Raw genomic sequence first — 19,312 nt, forward strand, 5'->3', positions numbered from 1 at the left:
ACGACCACAAAGCACACGACCACAAGAAGCACGAGACGAAGACGCACGAGACGAAGACGCACGACTACAAGAAGAAGCACGAGGCGAAGAGCGAGAAGAGGACCTACCTCCTGAGCTGGTGACCACACCGGCCCTCGGCTTTCCTCCGTGGCCTCCCGGGCAGTCCGGGAGGCCACGGTCATGCTCCCGGCGGGGGCCGCGATCGGCGGCCACGACCACTGCCCCCTGGGCGCGGCCAGGAAGCTCCGGCGGAACCGGCCACCGGGGCCAGCCCCCGGAACGACACGTCCTCACGCCCGCGCTCGATGGCCGACTCCGCGAGCGTCGCAACGCGCAGGTACGCGCCCGCGAGCGGGTCGATGAAACGCCGACTGTCCGCACGATGGACGAGGCACGCGGAGAGCCGTGGCCGCATTGGCGAGCGCGGCGTCGCCCGCGGCGCGGAACGGACCGCCCGGACCGAGGAGTCGGTCAGTCGTCCTCCAGCGCCTCCGTCCGCGGCGCCGTCACCGTGAAGAGCCCGCCGTGCGGGTCGCGCACTGTCGCCTCCCGCCCGATACGGGAGTCGCTCGGCTGCGCCGTGACCGTGCCTCCGGCTGTGACGGCGGCATTCGCGGCCGCATCAACGTCCTCCACGACGAAGTAGACGTGCCAGCGGGGCCGCACTTGCGGATCCGGGTCGGCCTCGATAACGCCGCCTCGCAGATGCGCCACCGTGTGGCCGCCGGCCTTCACCCGTACCGCGTCCAGTTCGTACTCGACCTCGGGTGCTCCTGGCCGACCGGATGCCCAGTCGAAGACCTGACCGTAGAAGATGGCCGCGGCGAAGGCGTCGCGGGTCCGCAGCTCCAGCCAGGCAGGGGCCTTGCCGACGCCCACCTCCCAGCCGGGGACGCCGCTGCCCTCCCAGAAGCCGAAGACCGCTCCGCCCGGATCGGCGGCGAGGGCTGCCCGGCCCTTGCCGATGCTGATCGGCCCGACCCCGACCGTGCCGCCGCGCTCCCGGATCCGGGAGGCGGTGAGGTCGGCGGTCTCGACGGCGAAGTACGCGGTCCAGGAGACGGGGACACCCATGGTGTGCGCGAGGGCGCCGATGCCCGCGACGGGTACGTCGTCGGCGACCGCCACGGCGAACTCCGATCCGAGTGACGTCTCGCGGAACGACCAGCCCAATACCGCCCCATAAAATCTCTGCGCGGCCTCCAGGTCGCGCGTCATCAAACTCACCCAGCACGGCGCCCCGTGGACCGTGTGTGTCGAGGCCGGCATGTCCGCCACTGTGCCACCGTCCGCACGGCGCCGCCCGCCGACGCACGACCGTATGGCGGCGCGGCCTTGTGACGCGGTGGCCGCGATTGTTCGTCCCCGTCCTCCATGGCATAGATGGGAAGGTGCCAGGACTCGCTCAGCAAGCCGCCGACGTCGCCCGGAAGGCCTGGGGGCGGAGCAATGACCCGGTCGTGGTGCAGACCGTCCGGTCCACCGTGGGCGCGACCCTCGCCTACGCGGCCGCCGAGTGGATCATCCAGGGCGGCCCGCCGCCGTTGCTGGCCCCGCTGACCGCGCTGCTGGTCGTCCAGGTCAGCTTGTACGCGACTCTGACCGTGGGCTTCCGGCGCGTCAACAGTGTCATCGCGGGCGTGCTGGTCGCCTCCGCGTTCAGCGCCGTGGTGGGCCTGAGCTGGTGGAGCCTCGGCCTGCTCATCTTCGCTTCGCTCGTCACCGGCCACCTCGTACGGGTCCATGAGTTCGTGCCCGAGGTGGCGATCAGCGCCATGCTCGTCCTGGGGGTCAGCCACACGGCGCAAATGGCGTGGAGCAGGGTGGCCGAGACCCTGATCGGCGCCGCGTGCGGCATTCTGCTCAACGCGTTGATCGCGCCGCCGGTCTATGTGGAGCCCGCGGGCCAGGCCATCGCCGACCTCGCCCGCCGGATGCGGTCGTTGCTGCTGCGGATGAGCCGGGCCCTGGAGCGCGGGGCGACCGGCGAGGACGCGGTGGCCTGGCTGCACGAGGCGCGCCAGGTCGACAACGGTGTCGCCGACGTCGACGCCCAGCTCAACCGTGCCGACGAGAGCATGCGGTTCAACCCGCGGGTGCGCGAGGGACTGCTCGCCCGCCTCGTCCTGCGCAGCGGCCTGGACACCCTGGAGATCTGCGCGGTGGTGCTGCGCACCCTCTCCAGATCGTTGACGGACCTCACCCGCGAGCACCGCTCCGAGCTCGTCTACGAGGGCGAGGTGGCGGGCGTCATGAGCGCGTTGTTCGCGCACATCGCGGACGCCGTGGACAGCTTCGGCCGTCTCATCACGGCCCAGGTCAGCTCCAATGCCGAGGTGGCCGAGGAGCAGCTCGCCGAGGCGCTGGTCGAGGGGGGGCGAACCCGTCGGCGCATCGACGACCTGCTGCGGGCCGAAATGGAGAAGGAGCCCGACAAGTGGGAGCTCCACGGCGCGCTGCTGGCCAATGTCGACCGCCTGCTGAACGAGCTGGACGTCGAGCGGCGCTCCCAGTGGCTGGCCGAAGAACTGGACCGCCACCGCCAGGAACCCAGCCACCCCACGACCGGCTACCGGCTGCGTCGTACGGTACGCCGGGTGCGCAGGAAGCTGCGGCGCCTCGTCTCGCGGGACTGAGCACCCGTACGGCAGCCGCAGTGATCAGCCGTACGGCAGCCGCAGGGCGACGGATTCGCCGGGCGCGACCATGACCGAGCGGCCCGCGAGCACCACGCGGATGGGTGGCTCGGGAGACGCCGGGACCTCGATCCGCAGCCGGCCGTGGCGCAGCCGCAGATCCACGCCCCAGTGCCCGCGGTAGCGCAGCGCGAAGCCGTACTCGGAGAGTTCCGGGAGGGGTACGGGGTCGAGCCAGAGCGCGTCGTCCCGGGTCTCGAGGCCGGTGAGACCGCGCTGCACCAGATCGAGGGTCCCGGCCATGGCACCGAGGTGGATGCCCTCACCCGTCGTGCCGCCCTGCAGATCGGCGACGTCGCCCTCCAGGGCGTCGCGGCAGAAGCGCCACGCCTCGGCGCGCCGTACGCGGGCCAGCACCCAGCCGTGGACGAGGCCGCTGAGGGTGGAGCCGTGGGACGTGCGGTGCAGGTAGTAGTCGACGGTACGGCGCCACAGCTCGGCCCCGAAGTCGTAGCCCAGCCGCCGGAACAGCCCGGTCAGTTCGGCCGGTGAGAAGAGATAGCCCAGCATGAGGACGTCGGCCTGCTTGGACGCCTGGTAGCGGTTGACCGTGTCGTTCTCGGCCTCGAGTATCCGGTCGAGCCGCCGGATGTCCCCGTAGCGCTCGCGGTACCCCTCCCAGTCGAGCTCCTCCAGGTCGCCGAAGCCGTCGAACTGGCTGATGACGTCGCGGTGGAAGGGCACGCGCAGGCGTCTCGAGACGTCCTCCCAGCGCTCGGGCTCGCCCTGGGCGACGCCGATGTGCTGGAACAGCTCCTGCCGCCGCGGCTCGGGCAGATCGCGGACGAGGTCCAGGGCGCGGCCGAGCACCCAGGCGGCCGTGACATTGGTGTACGCGTTGTCGTCCAGGCCGGGCTCGGTGGCGTCCGGATACGCGTCGTGGTACTCGTCGGGGCCGACCACGCCGCGGATGCGGTAGCGGCCGAGCCCGGGGTCGTAGGCCGCGCTGTCCGCCCAGAAGCGGGCGATCTGCAGCATCATCTCGGCGCCCTTGGTCTGCAGGAACTCGGTGTCGCCGGTCGCCTCGCAGTACTGCCACACGTTGTAGGCGACGGCGGAGCCGACGTGGTACTGGAGGCGGGAGTGGTCGGGCAGCCAGCGGCCCGACCGGGGGTTGAGGTGCAGGACCTGCGTCTCCTCCCGGCCGTCGCTGCCGCTCTGCCACGGGTACATCGCGCCGGCCCGGCCCACGTCGGCCGCCATCTTGCAGGCCTGCGGCAGCCTCCGGTGCCGGTAGTCCAGCAGCGCGTGGGAGACGCCGGGGAAGTGCAGGTTGAGAAAGGGCAGGACGAACAATTCGTCCCAGAAGACGTGGCCCCGGTACGACTCGCCGTGCAGCCCGCGGGCCGGCACCCCCACGTCCAGGTCGGCGGTGTGCGGCGAGAGTGTCTGCAGCACATGGAAGAGGTGGAGGCGCAGGATGTCGCCCGCCTCCCCGGGCACGTCCAACTCGGCGCGCCGCCACAGCTGTTCCCAGGCCGCACGCTGGGAGTCGAGGAGCCCCGCGAAGCCGGGGGCGGCGGCGACATCGCCCAGCGCGGCGTCGAGCGGATCGCTGATCGCCGGATCGTGGGAGGTGTGCAGGGCGATGACCTTGTCCACGGTGGCGGGGGCCCCGGGCGCGAGGGGGACGTGCAGCCTGTGAGCGACGTGCCGCGGCGCGATGTGCAGCCGGGAGGCGACGGGGGCGGCTCCGGTGACGGTGGTGCGCGCCGCCATGCCGATCCCGATGTCGGAGCTGGAGGTGTGGCAGCGCAGCCAGACGGTGTCGGGCTCCACGGCCCCGGTCTGCATCCGGGTGAGGTGGCTGCCCGCGAGGTCCCGGTAGCGGTGCACGCCCGCATTCGTCACCTCTCCGTCCAGGGCCGACTCCACCTCGACCTCGCCGGACCAGCCTTCAGGGGTGAAGTCGGTCCGCAGCGCGGCCAGATGGGGGTCTCCCATGTGGACGAGACGGCACTGGTCGACGTGCATGCGCCGGCCCTCCGCGTCCTCGTAGCGCAGGCGCCGGGTGAGCGTGCCGCCGCGCAGGTCGAGGACGAGTCGGTGGTCCAGCAGTTCGTCGGCGTCGGGTGAGAACCAGGCGGCGGAGCCGTCCTCGGTACGGACCCGGAAGCGCAGCGGCAGCCAGTTCGGCAGATTGACCATGTCCTCGTTCTCGATCTGCCGGCCCGACACCCGCGAGACGAGGCGGTTGTAGCAGCCCGCCGCGTACGTGCCCGGGTAGTGCACGTCGTCGGCGACGCTCTCGGGGGCAGCGCCCCGGGTGGCGAAGTAGCCGTTCCCGAGGGTCAGCAAGGACTCCCTGAGCCGCTCCTCCGTGGGAACGTAGCCGGCGTATTCCCAGGTCCACTCCGGCATCGTCCCTCCCTCCGCGGGGCGGCGCGGCGCCGTGCTCCTCATCCACTGCACCATGGGTGGGCGGGCGGGGGCCACCGGGACCGGTGTGCCGCCACTGGGCACGGCACCGGGGCCCTGAGTAGTTCATCCTTCATCTTCACGACTCTTGTCGTGACCGCGCCCAGTGTGGTTCAGTGGCTCATCCACTCAGCCACGAAGGTCACCTGTGAGAGGGCGAGCCCGTGACGACGCTGCCACGCGAGACGATCGTCGACGTACTGGAGAACCGATTGCGCGAGGACATCTTCTCCGGGCGACACCCCACGGGGAGCTATCTGCCGCCCGAGCGTCAGCTCGCCGAGGGATACGGGGTCACGCGCACCACCCTCAAGCACGCCTTCGGGCGCTTGGTGCAGGCCGGACTGCTGGAGACCCGGCACGGCGTCGGCACCCGCGTCCGCGACTTCACCCGGCTCGGCGGTGCCGATCTGCTGCCGATGCTGGTGCGCCACAGCCCGGACTGGCTCGGTGAGGTCTTCGAGGTCCGCCGGGCCGTCGGGGCCCTCATCGCGGAGCGCGCCGCCCGGAAGGCCACCCCCGACCAGCGCGTCGAACTCATGGGTCTGCTCGCGGAGATCGCGACGGCCGAGGACGGGGACGCGGCCCAGCTCGCGGATGTCGAGGTGCACCGCGCGCTCGCCCGCGCGACCGGCAACCGGGTCTACAGCCTGCTGTCCAACACGCTGTTCAACGCCTATCTGCCGGTCCGCACGCACCTCGTCGGCCCCTTCGTGGACATGGCCGTGGCCCACGCCCGCCTCGCCCCGGTCGTACAGGCGGTGGTCACCGGCGACGCCCCGGGCGCAAGAGAAGCGGCGGAGGAGTATCTCGGGGAGACCGAGCGCGTCATGCTCGAGGGCCTGGGGGTGGCCGCATGAGCCGCGGTACTACGTTCGCGGAGACGATGATCGGCACCGTACGGCTGGCGGGCGAGGACGCGCCGCGCCCGATGCGCATGGATCTCGAGGTGCGCGCCGACGAGCTGATGCTCCTTCACCGTACGACGGACGCACGGGTGACCGGGCGGGTGCGCATCGCGGGCGTGGCCGACGACCCGTACGCGACCGGTGAGTTGGAGATCTCGCCACTTGCCAGGCGGCGCATCCGCTACCGCATACGCTTCACCGCCGAGGGCCGCAGCTACGCCGTCGACGGCTGGAAGTCCATAGCGCTCTCACGGCCGTTGAAGTCCATGACCGTGCTGCCTTTCACGCTGTTCGCGGACGGGGAGACGGCAGGGCACGGCACCCTGCGCTTCCCCGTCACCACCGGGCTGCTGCCGTTTCTCACCAGCTTCCGCTTCCCCAGGCCGGACAAGGCCGACCGCCATCTCGTCCCGCGCTGGGACGGCAGCCCCGGACGCACCGAGGTCTGGTACACCACGATCACCGACCCCGAGACCCGTACCGGCCTCTGGCTGCACCACGAACTGGTCGCCCCCAGCGACGGATCCGAGGCGTACGCGCACGGATGGGTCGCGCTCTATCCACCCGACGGACCGGTCCGGCACGCCCGGTTCGGACCCGAGCCGTGGAAGCCGAACCCCCGCGGTTTCGCCTCCGGCGGCATCACGGCCGGTCCGGGCGAACTGGCAGGCAGCGCCAGCGAGTTCGCCTGGAGACTCACTGAGCGCCACGAGGACCGCAAGCCCCTCTACACCTTCCCCCGCTGGTCGTGGCGGCGCGAACTGCTGCCCGCCGCACAGATCCTGCCCGCACCGCGTTCGTCGTACTCCGGCACCGTCTCCTACGACGGCGGGGAACTGCGGCTGGCCGGGGCACCCGGTGCGACCGCGCGTATCTACGGGCACGGCAACGCCCGCCGCTGGGCCTGGCTCCACGCGGATCTCGGTGACGGCGATGTGCTCGAAGTCGTCGCCGCCGTCTCCACCCGCCCAGGTCTGCGGCGGCTGCCCCCGCTGGTCTTCCTGCGGCTGCGCAAGGACGGAAGCACCTGGCCGCGCCGTCCGGAGCGCGGCGCGATCGGCTGGGCCGGAGCGGGCCGCTTCCGCGCCGACATCGGCCTTCCCGAGTGGACCGTGACGGGCAGCGCCGGAGGGCGCCGTATCCGCGTCACCGTCACCCAGCCCGAAGAACGCACCCTTGCCCTGGACTACACAGACCCCGACGGGAGCCACGCCGTGTGCCGCAACAGCGAATCGGCCGACGCGCACATCGTCCTGGAACGCCGGCAACGAGGCGGCTGGCGGACAGAAGCGGAGTGGTCCCTGGCGGGCACCGCTCACGCGGAAGTGGGCACCCGGTGAGCCGCCGGCTCGACGGGCTGGTCGCCGCGCTGCTCGCGGACGACGGCAGCGCGCCCTGGGTCGGCGCGGTCCCGCAGCGGCTGGAAGGCGTGCTCGCCTCGATGCCGGCGCCGGCACGGACGGGTGTCCGCAGCGCCGCGGCGGCCGTGGACGCGTACGCCCGCGTGCGCACCGGGCGCGGACTGCACGGCCTCAGCCCGGAGCGGCGCGAGGAACTGCTCACCTCGCTCGCCGGCAACAAGGCGCTGCTGCAACTGCTGGACGTGGTGAAGGTACCGGTCATGCTCGCGGCGGGCACTGAGCGAATGCTCCACACGGAGCCGGTGCCATTGCCCTGGAACGCTGCTGCCGATCCCCCGCTGGACTGCGTGCCGTCGTCCGAGTGGCCGGACCGCGCGACCGTCGACGCCGTCGTCGTCGGCTCGGGTGCGGGCGGTGCCATGGCGGCCCGTCAACTGGCGCGCGCCGGGATGAGCGTCGTCGTGCTGGAGGAGGGACGGCACCACACCACCGAGGAGTTCGGACGGCGGGCGCCGCTGGACCGTTTCACGGAGATGTACCGCGACGCCGGGGCCACCGTGGCCGTCGGCAATCCGCCCGTGGTCATACCGGTCGGCCGGGCCGTGGGCGGCACCACGATCGTCAACTCCGGTACGTGCTACCGCACTCCGAACCAGGTCCTGGCCCGCTGGCGGGACGAGTTCGGTCTGGACATGGCCGACGACGACGCCTTCGGGACGCGCCTCGACGAGGTCGAGCGCACCCTGCAGGTCGGCACGTCCCCGCTGGACGTCCTCGGCAACAACGGCCGCACCGCCCTGCTCGGCGCGGAGAAACTGGGGTGGAAGGCGGGCCCGCTGCGCCGCAACGCGACCGGGTGCAAGGGCTCGTGCCAGTGCGTCGTAGGGTGCCCCACCGGCGCCAAGCAGAGCGTTCAGCTCTCCGTTCTGCCCGATGCCTGCGCGGCGGGCGCCCATATCGTCACCGGCGCGTACGTGCAGCGGATTCTGGTCGATCGGTCCCGGCCGGGCGGTCCGCGGGCGGGCGGTGTGGCCGTACGGCGGCCCGACGGATCGACGTTCGAGATCCTGAGCCCGCTGGTCGTGGTCGCGGCCGGGGCGCTCAACTCTCCGCCGCTGCTGCGCCGTTCGGGTCTCGGCGGTCATCCCCGGCTCGGCCGCAATCTCGCCATCCACCCGGCGGTCAGCACCGCCGGCCGCTTCTCCGAGCCGGTCACGGCCTGGCGAGGCGTCCTGCAGAGCGTGGGCGTGGAGGAACTGCACGACGACGGGATCCTGATCGAGGCCACGGCAGGACCGCCCGGCATGGGCTCGTTCGTCCTGCCCGGTGTGGGCCGCGCGCTGCGTGCGGAGTTGGAGGACGCGGCGTCGCTGGCCACGGTCGGCGCCATGATCGCCGACCGTTCCTCCGGCCGGGTTCTCGGCGCGCGGCGCAGCCTGATCCGCTACGACCTGCACCAGGACGACGCACGCAAGCTGCTGCGTGCGGTGGAGGCGGAGGGGAGGATCCTGTTCGCGGCGGGTGCGGAGGAGGTTCTGACCGGCATCCCGACGGCGCCGCGGGCGCGCTCCATGGACGAACTCACCGAGTTGCTGCGCGGGGTGTCGGCGAACGCGCTGCATCTGTCCGCCTTCCACCCGACGGGGACCGTTGCGATGGGCACCGACCCGGAGGTCAGCCCCGCCGACGCGGAGGGGCGGCTGCGCGGCGTCCAGGGCGTACTGATCGCCGACGGCTCGCTGCTGCCGAGCTGTCCCGAGGTGAACCCCCAGCTGACGATCATGGCGGCGGTTCTTGCCGTGGCAGAAGCCGCCACCTGACGTCGGCGTCGCCCCTCGGGCGGCTGCCGACGGCGCCCCGTGGGGGCGGGCACCATTCCGTGAGAGGGGCGGGGTGGGGGCTCGCCCTCCGGGGCTTCCGTTCTTCCTCCGGCGGGCCTTCTCCGCGCTCCGGCAGGGCTTCCGTCTTCCTCCGGCGGGCCTTCATCCGCACCGGGGCGGGCCTTCGTCCGCCTTCCGTTGCGTCAGGCCTGCCGCCAACTCCGGTGCGGGTGCGCGCACGGTCCGGCCCTCCCGGATCACCCGAGCGGCGGGTACCCGCGAAATCCCGCCGCATCAGCGCGAGACGTGGGCCGACCTGCGCAGAGACGCTGTCCGCGAAGGAGCCGGGTCCGCCATCGGAGTGAGCCCAACCCCGCTTCCTCCGTCGCGAACTGATGGCTTTGCGTGCTTAATCCAAGTACGCCGGAATTCCCTCGAAGCGGCTTGGCCAAAGGTCGCGCCGGCGCAGGAGATCCGACATGCGAGCTGGACGAATATTCGCCGTTGCCCTCGTAACAGGTGCCACTCTCGGCCTCGCGGCTCCGGCCGCCCTCGCCGATCCCACGCCGGGGCACGAGACGTCGAGGCCGACCCACCGCCCGACTCACGACCCGACGAAGAAGCCGACCCACCGCCCGACCCACCGCCCGACCGAGCGCCCGACCGAGCGTCCGACGCACCGGCCCACCGAGCGCCCCACGTCGCACCCCACCATGCCCAGCAAGGGCACGGAGGGCGGCCTCGGCGGCAGCATCGACCAGACGACCTCCCTGCAGATCGCCGGCGGCAGCGCGCTGCTGGCCCTTGCGGGCACCGGGACCGTGGTCACGCTGCGACGCCGGCGCGCCAGCCGGTAGGCCGGTCTCCCCAAGAGGACCCAGAGCTGCTGACGAGTGTGCTTCCGGCGCACTCGTCAGCGCCTTTTCTGCCGCCGCACCCGCGCCGGGCCCCCGTCGGCCTGCCCGGTCCCGTCCCCCCGTCCCGGCCGGTCCCCCTGCCCGGTCCCGTCCGCCTGGCCTGTCCCGCAGCCCCCCGGTCCCCGCCTGCGCCCGCCCCTTCCCCACCCGTACGGCGCCCGTCGCCGGCCCGCCCCCCTCCCGCGGGCAGGACGGATGTGACGGATGTATCGCCCTTTGACCAGGGACGCTTCGCATCGGCCCGCGCCACTGCGGTTGTGGAGGCCTTGATCAGGATCGAAGCTGTAGGTAATGAACCCGGGCTGGGCCTGATGCCATGAGCATGTGGAACGCGTCCAACAGTGCGGATGACTTCCGTGGTCCTCTCGATGTCACGAGGGCGGCCACGGCGGTGCTGGACGCCCAGGACGTGATCATCGGCTGGTCCCCGGCGGCGGAGGACCTCCTCGGATACACCGCCGAGGAGATCATCGGGCATCGTGTGACCACGCTGCTCGTGGGCCGCCCGACGCCCGAACCGACGTTCCCCGGCATCGTCCAGCCCGCCGCCGGCCCGCTGCCGCCGAGCGAGCCCCGCATAGCACGCCACCGGGACGGTCACGTCCTGCAGGTGGCCACAACCGTGTGCGAGCTGGAGAACGGCGGCTCCGGCCCCGCCCGTGTGCTCGTCGCCGCCGACCTGGAGATGCTGCGGCACTGGGAGTCCCATCAGGCCATGCGCCAGGGCCTCGCCACCCAGTCGCCCATCGCCCTGTGCATCTACGACCGGGAACTCCGCGTGGCCTGGGCCAACGCCAAGTACGAGGAGGAAATCGGCGTCCCGCTCGAGGCGTTCAGCGGTCGCCACATCGAAGAGCTGTATCCGGCCGGTGAGTTCCTCACCAAGACGTATCCGGTCACGCTCGCGGAGGTCATGCGCTACGTGCTCGCGACCGGCGAACCCGTCGTCGACCTCCACTACCACGGGCATCCCCCGGCCGACCCGGAGAACGAGCACTTCTGGTCCTGCTCCTACTACCGGCTGCAGGACGCCCGCGGCCATGTGCTCGGCGTCTGCGAGGAGGCCTTCGACATCACCGACCGCTACCGGACGCAGCAGCGGCTGGAGCTCCTGGTCCGGGCGGGCGGCAGCATCGGTACGACGCTGGACATGGAGCTGATCGCCCGGGAGATCACGGACGTGGTCGTCCCGCGGTTCGCCGACACCGTCACCGTCGATCTCGTGGACGTGGTCCTGGAAGGAGAGGAGCCGGACCCGGCCCGGGACGCCCCGGCATCTCTTCTCCGCATGGCGCGCCGCTCGCGCGCCGAGGACACGGAGGGCGCGGACTTGGAGAAGGAGAAGGAGGGGGAGCAGGTCGCGGGGAGCCCGGTCGGCATGGAGGACCCGATGCGTACCGAGCAGGCATCGCATAGCGGGCAGGGCGCGAAGGACACGGCGGACGGGAAGGACACGGACGACGCCGGGTACTCAACAGCGGGCGGCACGGCCGACGTCGAGCGCACGCCCCAGTCCATCAGCTACCCCCCTGCCTCCCCACAGGGACGGAGCCTGTCCTCGGGACGCACAATTCTCGAAGAGGGCACGCTGGTCATCCCGTTGCGGGCGCGCGGTGCGACGATGGGCCTGGTGACGTTCCTGCGCACGGAGAATCTCGCGCCCTTCGACAGCGGTGAACTGGCGCTCGCCGACGAACTGGTGGCGCGTACGGCCGTGAGCCTGGACAACGCCCGCCGCTACACCCGCGAGCGCGCCGCCGCTCTCACGCTCCAGCACAGTCTGCTCCCCCGGCACCTGCCGCCGCAGTCCGCGCTCGACGTGGCCTACCGCTATCTGCCGACGGACAGCCGGGCGGGCGTGGGCGGCGACTGGTTCGACGTCATCGCCCTCTCGGGGACGCGCGTCGGACTGGTGGTCGGCGATGTCGTCGGGCACGGTCTCAACGCCGCGGCCACCATGGGGCGTCTGCGTACGACGGTCCGGGCCCTCGCCCGCATGGACCTCGCACCGGACGAACTGCTCTTCCGCCTGGACGACCTGGTGGGCCAGTCCGCGGAGCAAGGCGCGGCGGCGCACGCCAAGGGCCACCCGGGGCTGGAGGAGGACGTGGCCACCGGGGTGACGTGCCTGTACGCCGTGTACGACCCGGTGTCGCGCCTGTGCACCATGGCGCGGGCGGGCCATCTGCCCCCGGTGATCGTCGCACCCGACGGAACCCGGTCCGTCCCCGATCTCCCGCCGGGCCCGCCGCTGGGCCTCGGCGGCCTGCCCTTCGAGTCCTTGGAGATCGAACTGCCCGAGGGGAGTCTGCTCAGCCTCTTCACGGACGGTCTCGTGGGCTCCCGCACCAGGGACCTCGACGTCGGTCTTGAGAAGCTGAGCGGGGTGCTCGCCGAGCCCGGGCACTCCCTGGACGAGACCTGCGACCGGGTTCTCGCCGAACTGCTTCCCGGCGGGCCTGCGGCCGACGACGCCGCCCTGCTGCTCGTCCGGACCCGCCGGATGGGGGCGGATCAGGTGGCTGTATGGGAGCTGCCCCCGGAGCCCGCGGGGGTGGCCAAGGCCCGCGACCTGGCGGCTGGGCGGCTGCGCGAATGGGGCCTGGAGGAGCTGGCGTTCACCACCGAACTCGTCGTCAGCGAGCTGGTGACGAACGCGATCCGGCACGCCGCTCCCCCCGTACAGCTTCGGCTCATCCGCGACCGGACCCTGCTGTGCGAGGTGTCGGACGGTGGGCACACCTCGCCCCACCTGCGGCACAGCGCGAGCGACGACGAGGGCGGGCGGGGGCTGTTCATCGTGGCGCAGATCGTACGGAGATGGGGTACGCGCTACACCCCGTCCGGCAAGACCATCTGGACGGAGCAGGCCTTCCCGGACTCGGACACGCTCCCGTACAGCGTTCCCTGAAAACCCGGCCCACCGGTGGGCCGGCATGCGCCGGCGGGTGCCGAGCGCCGGTGCACGCCGGCTCGCCTCGCTCCGAAACCCGGGCGGCCCGGTCAGATCCTGCGGTGCGGCTGGATGACGGTGACGCCCCTGCCCGCCGCCGTCCCCATCGCGGCCAGCGCGGCGGGCGCCTCGTCGAGTCCGATGGTGGCGGTCACGAGCAGGTCCGGGCGGAGGAGCCCGGACGCGACCATGTCCATCATCGGCGGGTAGGCGTGCGCGGGCATGCCGTGGCTGCCCAGCACCTCGAGTTCGAGGGCCACCACGCGGGACATGGGCAGCGGCGGATCGCCCGTGGCCGCGGGCAGCAGCCCCACCTGCACATGGCGGCCACGGCGGCGCAGGCCGTTGATGGCGGCGGCGCAGGTCTGCGGGCTGCCGAGCGCATCGAGCGAGAGGTGGGCGCCGCCACCGGTGGCCTCCAGCACGGCGTCCGCCGCGGAACCGGACGGCGCGGAGAAGGGCACCGCGGAGCCGGACGGCGCGGAACCTGACGGCGCGGAGCCGGGCGCCGCGGAGGCGTCGACGCATACGGCCGCGCCGAGTCGCCCGGCCAGCTCCAGCGCCTCGGCCGAGACGTCGACGGCGACGACGCAGGCCCCGCATGCGGCCGCGATCATGACGGCGGACAGCCCCACCCCACCGCACCCGTGCACCGCGACCCACTCCCCCGGCGCCACCCGCCCCTGGGCCACGACGGCGCGGAACGCCGTGGCGAAGCGGCAGCCGAGGGCGGCCGCCGTACCGTACGCCATGTCGTCCGGTAGCCCCACCAGATTGACGTCCGCGTTCTCGATACGGACGTACTCGGCGAAGGAACCCCAGTGGGTGAAGCCCGGCTGCGTCTGGCGCTCGCACACCTGCTGGTCGCCCGCGGCGCACGCCGGACAGCGGCCGCAGGCGCAGACGAAGGGAACCGTGATGCGATCGCCCGCCTTCCAGTTGGCGACCCGGGGCCCCACCTCCTCGACGACCCCTGCCAGTTCGTGGCCGGGCACATGCGGCAGCGTCACGTCCGGGTCGTGGCCCATCCACCCGTGCCAGTCGCTCCGGCACAGCCCGGTCGCCTCGACCCGGATCACCGCGCCGTGCGCGGAGGCCGACGGCTCCGGAACCTCCCGCACCTCCGGCGCGCGGCCGAACGCCTCGAACACCACAGCGCGCATCGGTCATGGCCTCCCTCCCGTGCCCTTGTGCTCCCTTGCCTCAGTGTCATCATGCTCGGCCCACCCGGCGGGTCGATCAAGACCACGACCCGCCCACCGGTCCGCACGTGCGGGAGGCCCGGGGCCTGCGGCACTATGAGCCCATGGGTGATCAGGTGTCGCGGGAGCGGGCTCCCGGCCGGACCGGGCCCGGCGCGGCAGCGGTCACGACCGACCGCCCGGAGGAGCCGTCATGCGCGTAGCGCTCTTCGTCACCTGCGTCAACGACACGCTGTATCCGCGCACCGGCCGGGCGGTCGTCGCTCTGCTCGGGCGCCTGGGCGTCGAGGCGGACTTCCCCGCCGCCCAGACCTGCTGCGGGCAGCCGCAGTTCAACACCGGCTACCGCCACGAGACGGAGCCGCTCGTCCGGCGCTACGCCGACGTGTTCCGCGACTACGACTACGTCGTCACCCCGTCCGGTTCCTGCGCTGCGATGGTGCGCGACAACTACCCGCGGATCGGTGAGAGGGCCGCCGCCGAGGGCCGGGGGGACGCGCTCGCCGAGGCCGCCGCCGTGGCCGTGCCGAGGACGTACGAGCTCACCGAGTTCCTGGTGGACGTACTGAAGGTGACGGACGTCGGGGCGTACTACCCGCACACCGTCACGTATCACCCCACGTGCCACGGGCTGCGCGTGCTGGGGCTCGGCGACCGGCCCCGCCGGCTGCTGGACAACGTGAAGGGGCTCGAACTGCGCGAACTTCCGGGGTCGGACGAGTGCTGCGGCTTCGGCGGCACCTTCGCCGTCAAGAACGCCGCGGTGTCCGCCGCGATGGGCGCCGACAAGGCGCGAAGCATCACGGCCACGGGGGCCGAGGTGGTGTGTGCGGTCGACAACTCCTGCCTGATGCACATCGGCGGCACACTGACCCGTCTCGGTTCGCCCGTACGCCCGGTCCACATCGCCGAGATCCTGGCGAGCACGGAAGAGGATGCGCGATGAGCCGCCGCACCTACCTGGGCATGCCCGCCTTCCCCCGGGCCGCGGAACTTTCCACACGGGAGGCGACCCTGCGCGGCAATCTGCGCCACGCCACGCACACCATCCGCGACAAGCGCGCGAAGGCGGTGGGCGAACTGGAGGACTGGACGCGGCTGCGCGCCGCCGGAGCCGCCGTCAAGAACCGTACGCTGCGCCATCTCGACCACTACTTGGAGCAGGTCGAGGAGAGGGTGACGGCGGCCGGGGGCCGGGTGCACTGGGCGGCGGACGCCGACGAGGCCAACCGGATCGTCACCGATCTCGTCCGCGCCACCGGCGAGAGAGAGGTGGTGAAGGTCAAGTCGATGGCCACCCAGGAGATCGGGCTCAACGACGCCCTGGCACGTGCCGGCATCACCGCCTGTGAGACCGATCTCGCCGAACTCATCGTGCAGTTGGGCGACGACCTGCCCTCCCACATCCTCGTCCCTGCCATCCACCGCAACCGCTCCGAGATCCGCGACATCTTCCGGGAGCGGATGGCCGACTGGGGGCGCCCGGCACCCGACGACCTCACCGATGCGCCCGCCGAACTGGCGGAGGCGGCCCGGCTGCATCTGCGCGAGAAGTTCCTCCGTGCCCGCGTCGGAGTCTCCGGGGCCAACTTCATCGTGGCCGAGACGGGCACGCTGGTCGTGGTGGAGTCCGAGGGCAACGGGCGAATGTGCCTGACCCTCCCCGAGACGCTCATCTCGGTCGTCGGCATCGAGAAGATCGTGCCCACCTGGCGTGACCTCGAGGTCTTTCTCCAACTGCTGCCCCGGTCCTCCACGGCCGAGCGCATGAACCCGTACACCTCGATGTGGACCGGGACGCGGGAGGATGACGGACCGCGCGCCTTCCACCTCGTCCTGCTCGACAACGGCCGCACCGACACCCTTGCCGACACGGTGGGGCGGCAGGCCCTGCGCTGCATCCGCTGCTCGGCGTGCCTGAATGTGTGCCCGGTCTACGAGCGGGCCGGCGGGCACGCGTACGGCTCCCCGTACCCCGGTCCGATCGGCGCGATCCTCACACCCCAACTGCGGGGCACGGAAGGCCCGTTGGAGCAGTCGCTGCCCTACGCCTCATCGCTCTGCGGCGCCTGCTACGAGGTGTGCCCGGTCGCCATCGACATCCCCGAGGTGCTGGTGCACCTGCGGGAGCGGGTCGTCGAGGGCGGTGAGGTGACCCGGCAGGGCACCAAGGTGACGATCAGGCCCGCGAAGGGCCATGCGGCCGAGCGTGCGGCGATGCGCGCGGCCCGCTGGACGCTGGACCACCCGGGGGCGCTGCGCGCGGGGCAGCGCCTCGCCTCCCATACACGGCGGCTGCATCCGAAACGGCTTCCGGGCCCGGGCCGGGCCTGGACCCGGACGCGCGACCTGCCCGAGGTGCCCGCCGAGTCCTTCCGCGACTGGTGGCGGCGTACGCGGGGCGAGGAGGAACGCCGGTCGGGCGGCGGTGCGCAAGAGCGGACGCGCGGTGAGGGAGGAAAGCGGACACGGGGCGAGGGAGGAGGCGGACGGTGAGCAGCAGGGAACGGATCCTCGGGCGGGTGCGCCGCGCCCTTGCGGACGTGCCGCGCGAGGAACGGCCCGAGGACGTCCCGGTCGCGCGCGACTATCTGCGGGTGCACGGCGAGCGGACCCCGGCGCAGACCGCGGATCTGCTCGCCGGGAACCTCGCCGACTACCGGGCCGTCGTGCACCGTACGACCGCCGAGGGGCTGCCCGCGCTCATCGCCCGGTTGCTTGCGGAGCGGGGCGCGGCCTCCGTCCTCGTACCGCCTGGACTACCGCGGGGGTGGACGGCGTCCGCGGAGGCGACCCGGATCGCGGACCGGCCGGAGAGCACCCCGCGGGAACTCGACGCGGTCGACAGCGTCGTCACGGGCTGTGCCCTGGCCATCGCCGAGACGGGCACGATCGTTCTCGACGGCGGCCCGGAGCAGGGGCGCCGGCGGATCACCCTGGTGCCCGACCATCACATCTGCGTCGTACGGGTCCCCGAACAGGTGGTGGACTCCGTGCCGCAGGCGCTGGAACGGCTCGATCCGGCGCGGCACTTGACCTGGATCAGCGGGCCCTCGGCGACGAGCGACATCGAACTCGAGCGGGTGGAGGGCGTGCACGGCCCGCGCACCCTCGAGGTCATCCTGCTCGCGGACTGAGGACGGGCCCGATTGTCGGACCCCGCTGCCAGACTCGACGCATGATTGATCACATGGCGATTCAGGTCCGGGACGTGGAGGCGGCAGCGGTTTTCCACGACACCGCGCTGACCCCGCTCGGAGGCAGACGGCCCATGGACTTCGGCTCCGTGATCGGGTATGGCACGGACCGGCCCGATTTCTGGCTCGGTCCGGCCACGACGGGCGGCGAGGCGCGCGAGGCGCACATCGCGTTCGAGGCTCCCGACCGCGCGGCCGTGCGGGCTTTCCACGAGGCGGCGACAGCGGCCGGGGCCGAGAGCCTGCACGAGCCTCGGAGGTGGCCGGAGTACCACGAGCACTACTTCGGGGCCTTCGTGCGCGATCCCGACGGGAACAACGTGGAGGCGGTCTGCCACCGGCCCGAATGACACAGCGGCGTGGCGGGACGCCGGGCCTGCCCTCGCGGACGGCAGCCCGCGGTGGACGTCCATCTCCCGGCCACCGCGGGCCGCGTACCGCCGCCCGGCTCTCACCCCTCCCGGAGCACAGAAACCTTCCTGCCGCAGACTGGTGCCCATGGAGCTCCGGATCACCGCGACCTCGCCCGAACATCCGGCGGCACTACTCGACCTGCCCTGGAGCAGGCCGCTCGAGGAGTGGCCGGACGAGTGCCTGGTCGCGCTGCCCCGCGGTATCTCCCGGCACATCGTCCGGTTCGCCCGCGCCGGGGACGAGGTCGTCGCGGTGAAGGAGGTCGGCGAGTGGGCCGCCACCCGGGAGTACGGCCTGCTGCGCGACCTCGACCGGCTCGCCGTACCCGCCGTCGACGCCGTCGCCGTGGTGACGGGGCGCACGGACGAGCACGGGGGTCCCCTCGAACCGGCGCTGGTGACCCGCCACCTCAAGGGCTCGCTGCCGTATCGCTCGATGTTCGAGACGACGATGCGCCCCAGCACGATCAAGCGGCTGCTCGACGCCCTCGCCGTGCTGCTCGTACGCCTGCACCTGATCGGCTTCGCGTGGGGCGACTGCTCGCTGTCCAACACCCTGTTCCGGCGCGACGCCGGCGCGTACGCCGCCTACCTCGTGGACGCGGAGACCGGGCAGATCCAGCCCCGGCTGACCGACGGGCAGCGGGAGTACGACGTCGAGGTGGCGCGGGTGAACATCGCCGGGGAGCTGATGGACCTGGAGGCGGGCGGGTCGCTGCACCCCTCCGTCGACCCCGTGCTGTTCGGCCAGGCCATCGCGGACCGCTACGGCGAGCTGTGGCACGAGCTGACCCGTCAGTCGGTCTACCCGCTCGCCAAGCGCCACTACATCGACCGCCGCATCCGGCGCCTCAACGACCTCGGCTTCGACGTGGCCGAGATGCAGATCCAGCGCTCACCGGACGGTGACGCCGTCACTTTCCTGCCCAAGGTCGTCGACGCCGGCCACCACCAGCGGCAACTGCTGCGGCTCACCGGCATGGACGCGGAGGAGAACCAGGCGCGGAGCCTCCTCAACGACCTGGAGACCTGGATGGTCTCGCAGGAGGACTACGCACCCGGCGATCCCCTCGGCGCGCGCCCCGAAGTTCTGGCCCACCGCTGGGTCCGGGACGTGTTCCGCCCGGCCGTCCGCGCCGTACCGCGCGAGGTGCGCGCCTCGGCCGACGTCGCGCAGATCTACCACGAACTGCTCGAACACCGCTGGCTGTTGTCCGAGCGGGCGCAGCGCGACGTGGGGATGGAAGCCGCAGTGGAGGACTACGCGCGGACGGTGCTGCCGCGCCGGCCGGCCACCTGACCGCTTGGCCCGCGGTACGCCCTGAGCCGCCGCGGCCGTGTATGTGCCGCGAGCTGACGAGGGCGGCTGAGCTGGGCCGGGGCTGCGGCTGAGCTGGGCTGCGGCTGAGCCGGGCTGAGGCTGGGGC

14 protein-coding genes are annotated in these 19,312 nt (G+C 72.3%); 11 read left to right on the forward strand and 3 right to left on the reverse strand.

Annotated elements, in window-relative coordinates; genetic code table 11:
* Positions 1 to 471 precede the first annotated feature (471 nt).
* A complete protein-coding gene (locus AB0M26_RS11305) occupies positions 472 to 1,269 on the reverse strand; it encodes a VOC family protein (RefSeq protein WP_365258148.1) in 798 nt (265 codons plus the stop codon).
* 122 nt (positions 1,270 to 1,391) lie between these two features.
* On the opposite strand from AB0M26_RS11305, the gene AB0M26_RS11310 reads away from it, so the two are divergent.
* The gene (locus AB0M26_RS11310) at positions 1,392 to 2,636 is read left to right on the forward strand and encodes an aromatic acid exporter family protein (protein ID WP_365258151.1); all 1,245 of its coding nucleotides are present in this window, start codon (positions 1,392 to 1,394) and stop codon (positions 2,634 to 2,636) included.
* A 24-nt stretch (positions 2,637 to 2,660) separates the two neighbouring features.
* On the opposite strand, the gene AB0M26_RS11315 is transcribed toward AB0M26_RS11310, so the two are convergent.
* On the reverse strand, positions 2,661 to 5,057 hold the full coding sequence (locus AB0M26_RS11315) for a glycosyl hydrolase family 65 protein (RefSeq protein ID WP_365258154.1): 2,397 nt from the start codon (positions 5,055 to 5,057) through the stop codon (positions 2,661 to 2,663).
* A 221-nt stretch (positions 5,058 to 5,278) separates the two neighbouring features.
* On the opposite strand from AB0M26_RS11315, the gene AB0M26_RS11320 reads away from it, so the two are divergent.
* From AB0M26_RS11320 to AB0M26_RS11340, 5 genes are all read left to right on the forward strand, one after another.
* Positions 5,279 to 5,974, forward strand: a complete 696-nt coding sequence (locus AB0M26_RS11320) for a GntR family transcriptional regulator (protein WP_365258157.1) — start codon at positions 5,279 to 5,281, stop codon at positions 5,972 to 5,974.
* A complete protein-coding gene (locus AB0M26_RS11325) occupies positions 5,971 to 7,362 on the forward strand; it encodes a hypothetical protein (protein WP_365258160.1) in 1,392 nt (463 codons plus the stop codon). Before AB0M26_RS11320 ends, AB0M26_RS11325 begins: the two co-directional genes overlap by 4 nt.
* Entirely contained in the window at positions 7,359 to 9,203 is a 1,845-nt protein-coding gene (locus AB0M26_RS11330) for a GMC family oxidoreductase (RefSeq protein WP_365258162.1), read from the forward strand. Before AB0M26_RS11325 ends, AB0M26_RS11330 begins: the two co-directional genes overlap by 4 nt.
* A 479-nt stretch (positions 9,204 to 9,682) precedes the next feature.
* Positions 9,683 to 10,060 (forward strand): PT domain-containing protein, encoded by a 378-nt coding sequence (locus AB0M26_RS11335; protein ID WP_365258165.1) that lies wholly within the window; start codon positions 9,683 to 9,685, stop codon positions 10,058 to 10,060.
* A gap of 376 nt (positions 10,061 to 10,436) precedes the next feature.
* Positions 10,437 to 13,031 carry a SpoIIE family protein phosphatase gene (locus AB0M26_RS11340; protein ID WP_365258168.1) on the forward strand — a complete coding sequence of 865 codons (2,595 nt, stop codon included), beginning with the start codon at positions 10,437 to 10,439 and terminating at the stop codon, positions 13,029 to 13,031.
* A gap of 92 nt (positions 13,032 to 13,123) precedes the next feature.
* Here the strand turns inward: AB0M26_RS11340 and AB0M26_RS11345 are convergent, their stop codons facing one another.
* The gene (locus AB0M26_RS11345) at positions 13,124 to 14,236 is read right to left on the reverse strand and encodes a zinc-dependent alcohol dehydrogenase family protein (protein ID WP_365258171.1); all 1,113 of its coding nucleotides are present in this window, start codon (positions 14,234 to 14,236) and stop codon (positions 13,124 to 13,126) included.
* A 232-nt stretch (positions 14,237 to 14,468) separates the two neighbouring features.
* Here AB0M26_RS11345 and AB0M26_RS11350 point away from each other — a divergent pair, with 232 nt between their 5' ends.
* The 5 genes from AB0M26_RS11350 (at position 14,469) to AB0M26_RS11370 (ending at position 19,185) form a co-directional block, all read left to right on the forward strand.
* Positions 14,469 to 15,221: a (Fe-S)-binding protein gene (locus AB0M26_RS11350; protein WP_365258174.1), complete on the forward strand. Its 753-nt coding sequence runs from the start codon at positions 14,469 to 14,471 to the stop codon at positions 15,219 to 15,221.
* Positions 15,218 to 16,771, forward strand: a complete 1,554-nt coding sequence (locus AB0M26_RS11355; RefSeq protein ID WP_365258177.1) for a lactate utilization protein B — start codon at positions 15,218 to 15,220, stop codon at positions 16,769 to 16,771. Before AB0M26_RS11350 ends, AB0M26_RS11355 begins: the two co-directional genes overlap by 4 nt.
* On the forward strand, positions 16,768 to 17,412 hold the full coding sequence (locus AB0M26_RS11360; protein ID WP_365258179.1) for a lactate utilization protein C: 645 nt from the start codon (positions 16,768 to 16,770) through the stop codon (positions 17,410 to 17,412). Before AB0M26_RS11355 ends, AB0M26_RS11360 begins: the two co-directional genes overlap by 4 nt.
* A gap of 53 nt (positions 17,413 to 17,465) precedes the next feature.
* Positions 17,466 to 17,822: a VOC family protein gene (locus tag AB0M26_RS11365; protein ID WP_365258182.1), complete on the forward strand. Its 357-nt coding sequence runs from the start codon at positions 17,466 to 17,468 to the stop codon at positions 17,820 to 17,822.
* 148 nt (positions 17,823 to 17,970) lie between these two features.
* Complete coding sequence (locus AB0M26_RS11370; protein ID WP_365258185.1) at positions 17,971 to 19,185, forward strand: DUF4032 domain-containing protein; 1,215 nt, start codon at positions 17,971 to 17,973, stop codon at positions 19,183 to 19,185.
* The last annotated feature ends 127 nt before the right edge of the window (positions 19,186 to 19,312 follow it).

It is taken from the genome of Streptomyces sp. NPDC051776 (assembly GCF_040681345.1).
In the GTDB taxonomy this organism is placed as follows: Bacteria; Actinomycetota; Actinomycetes; order Streptomycetales; family Streptomycetaceae; genus Streptomyces.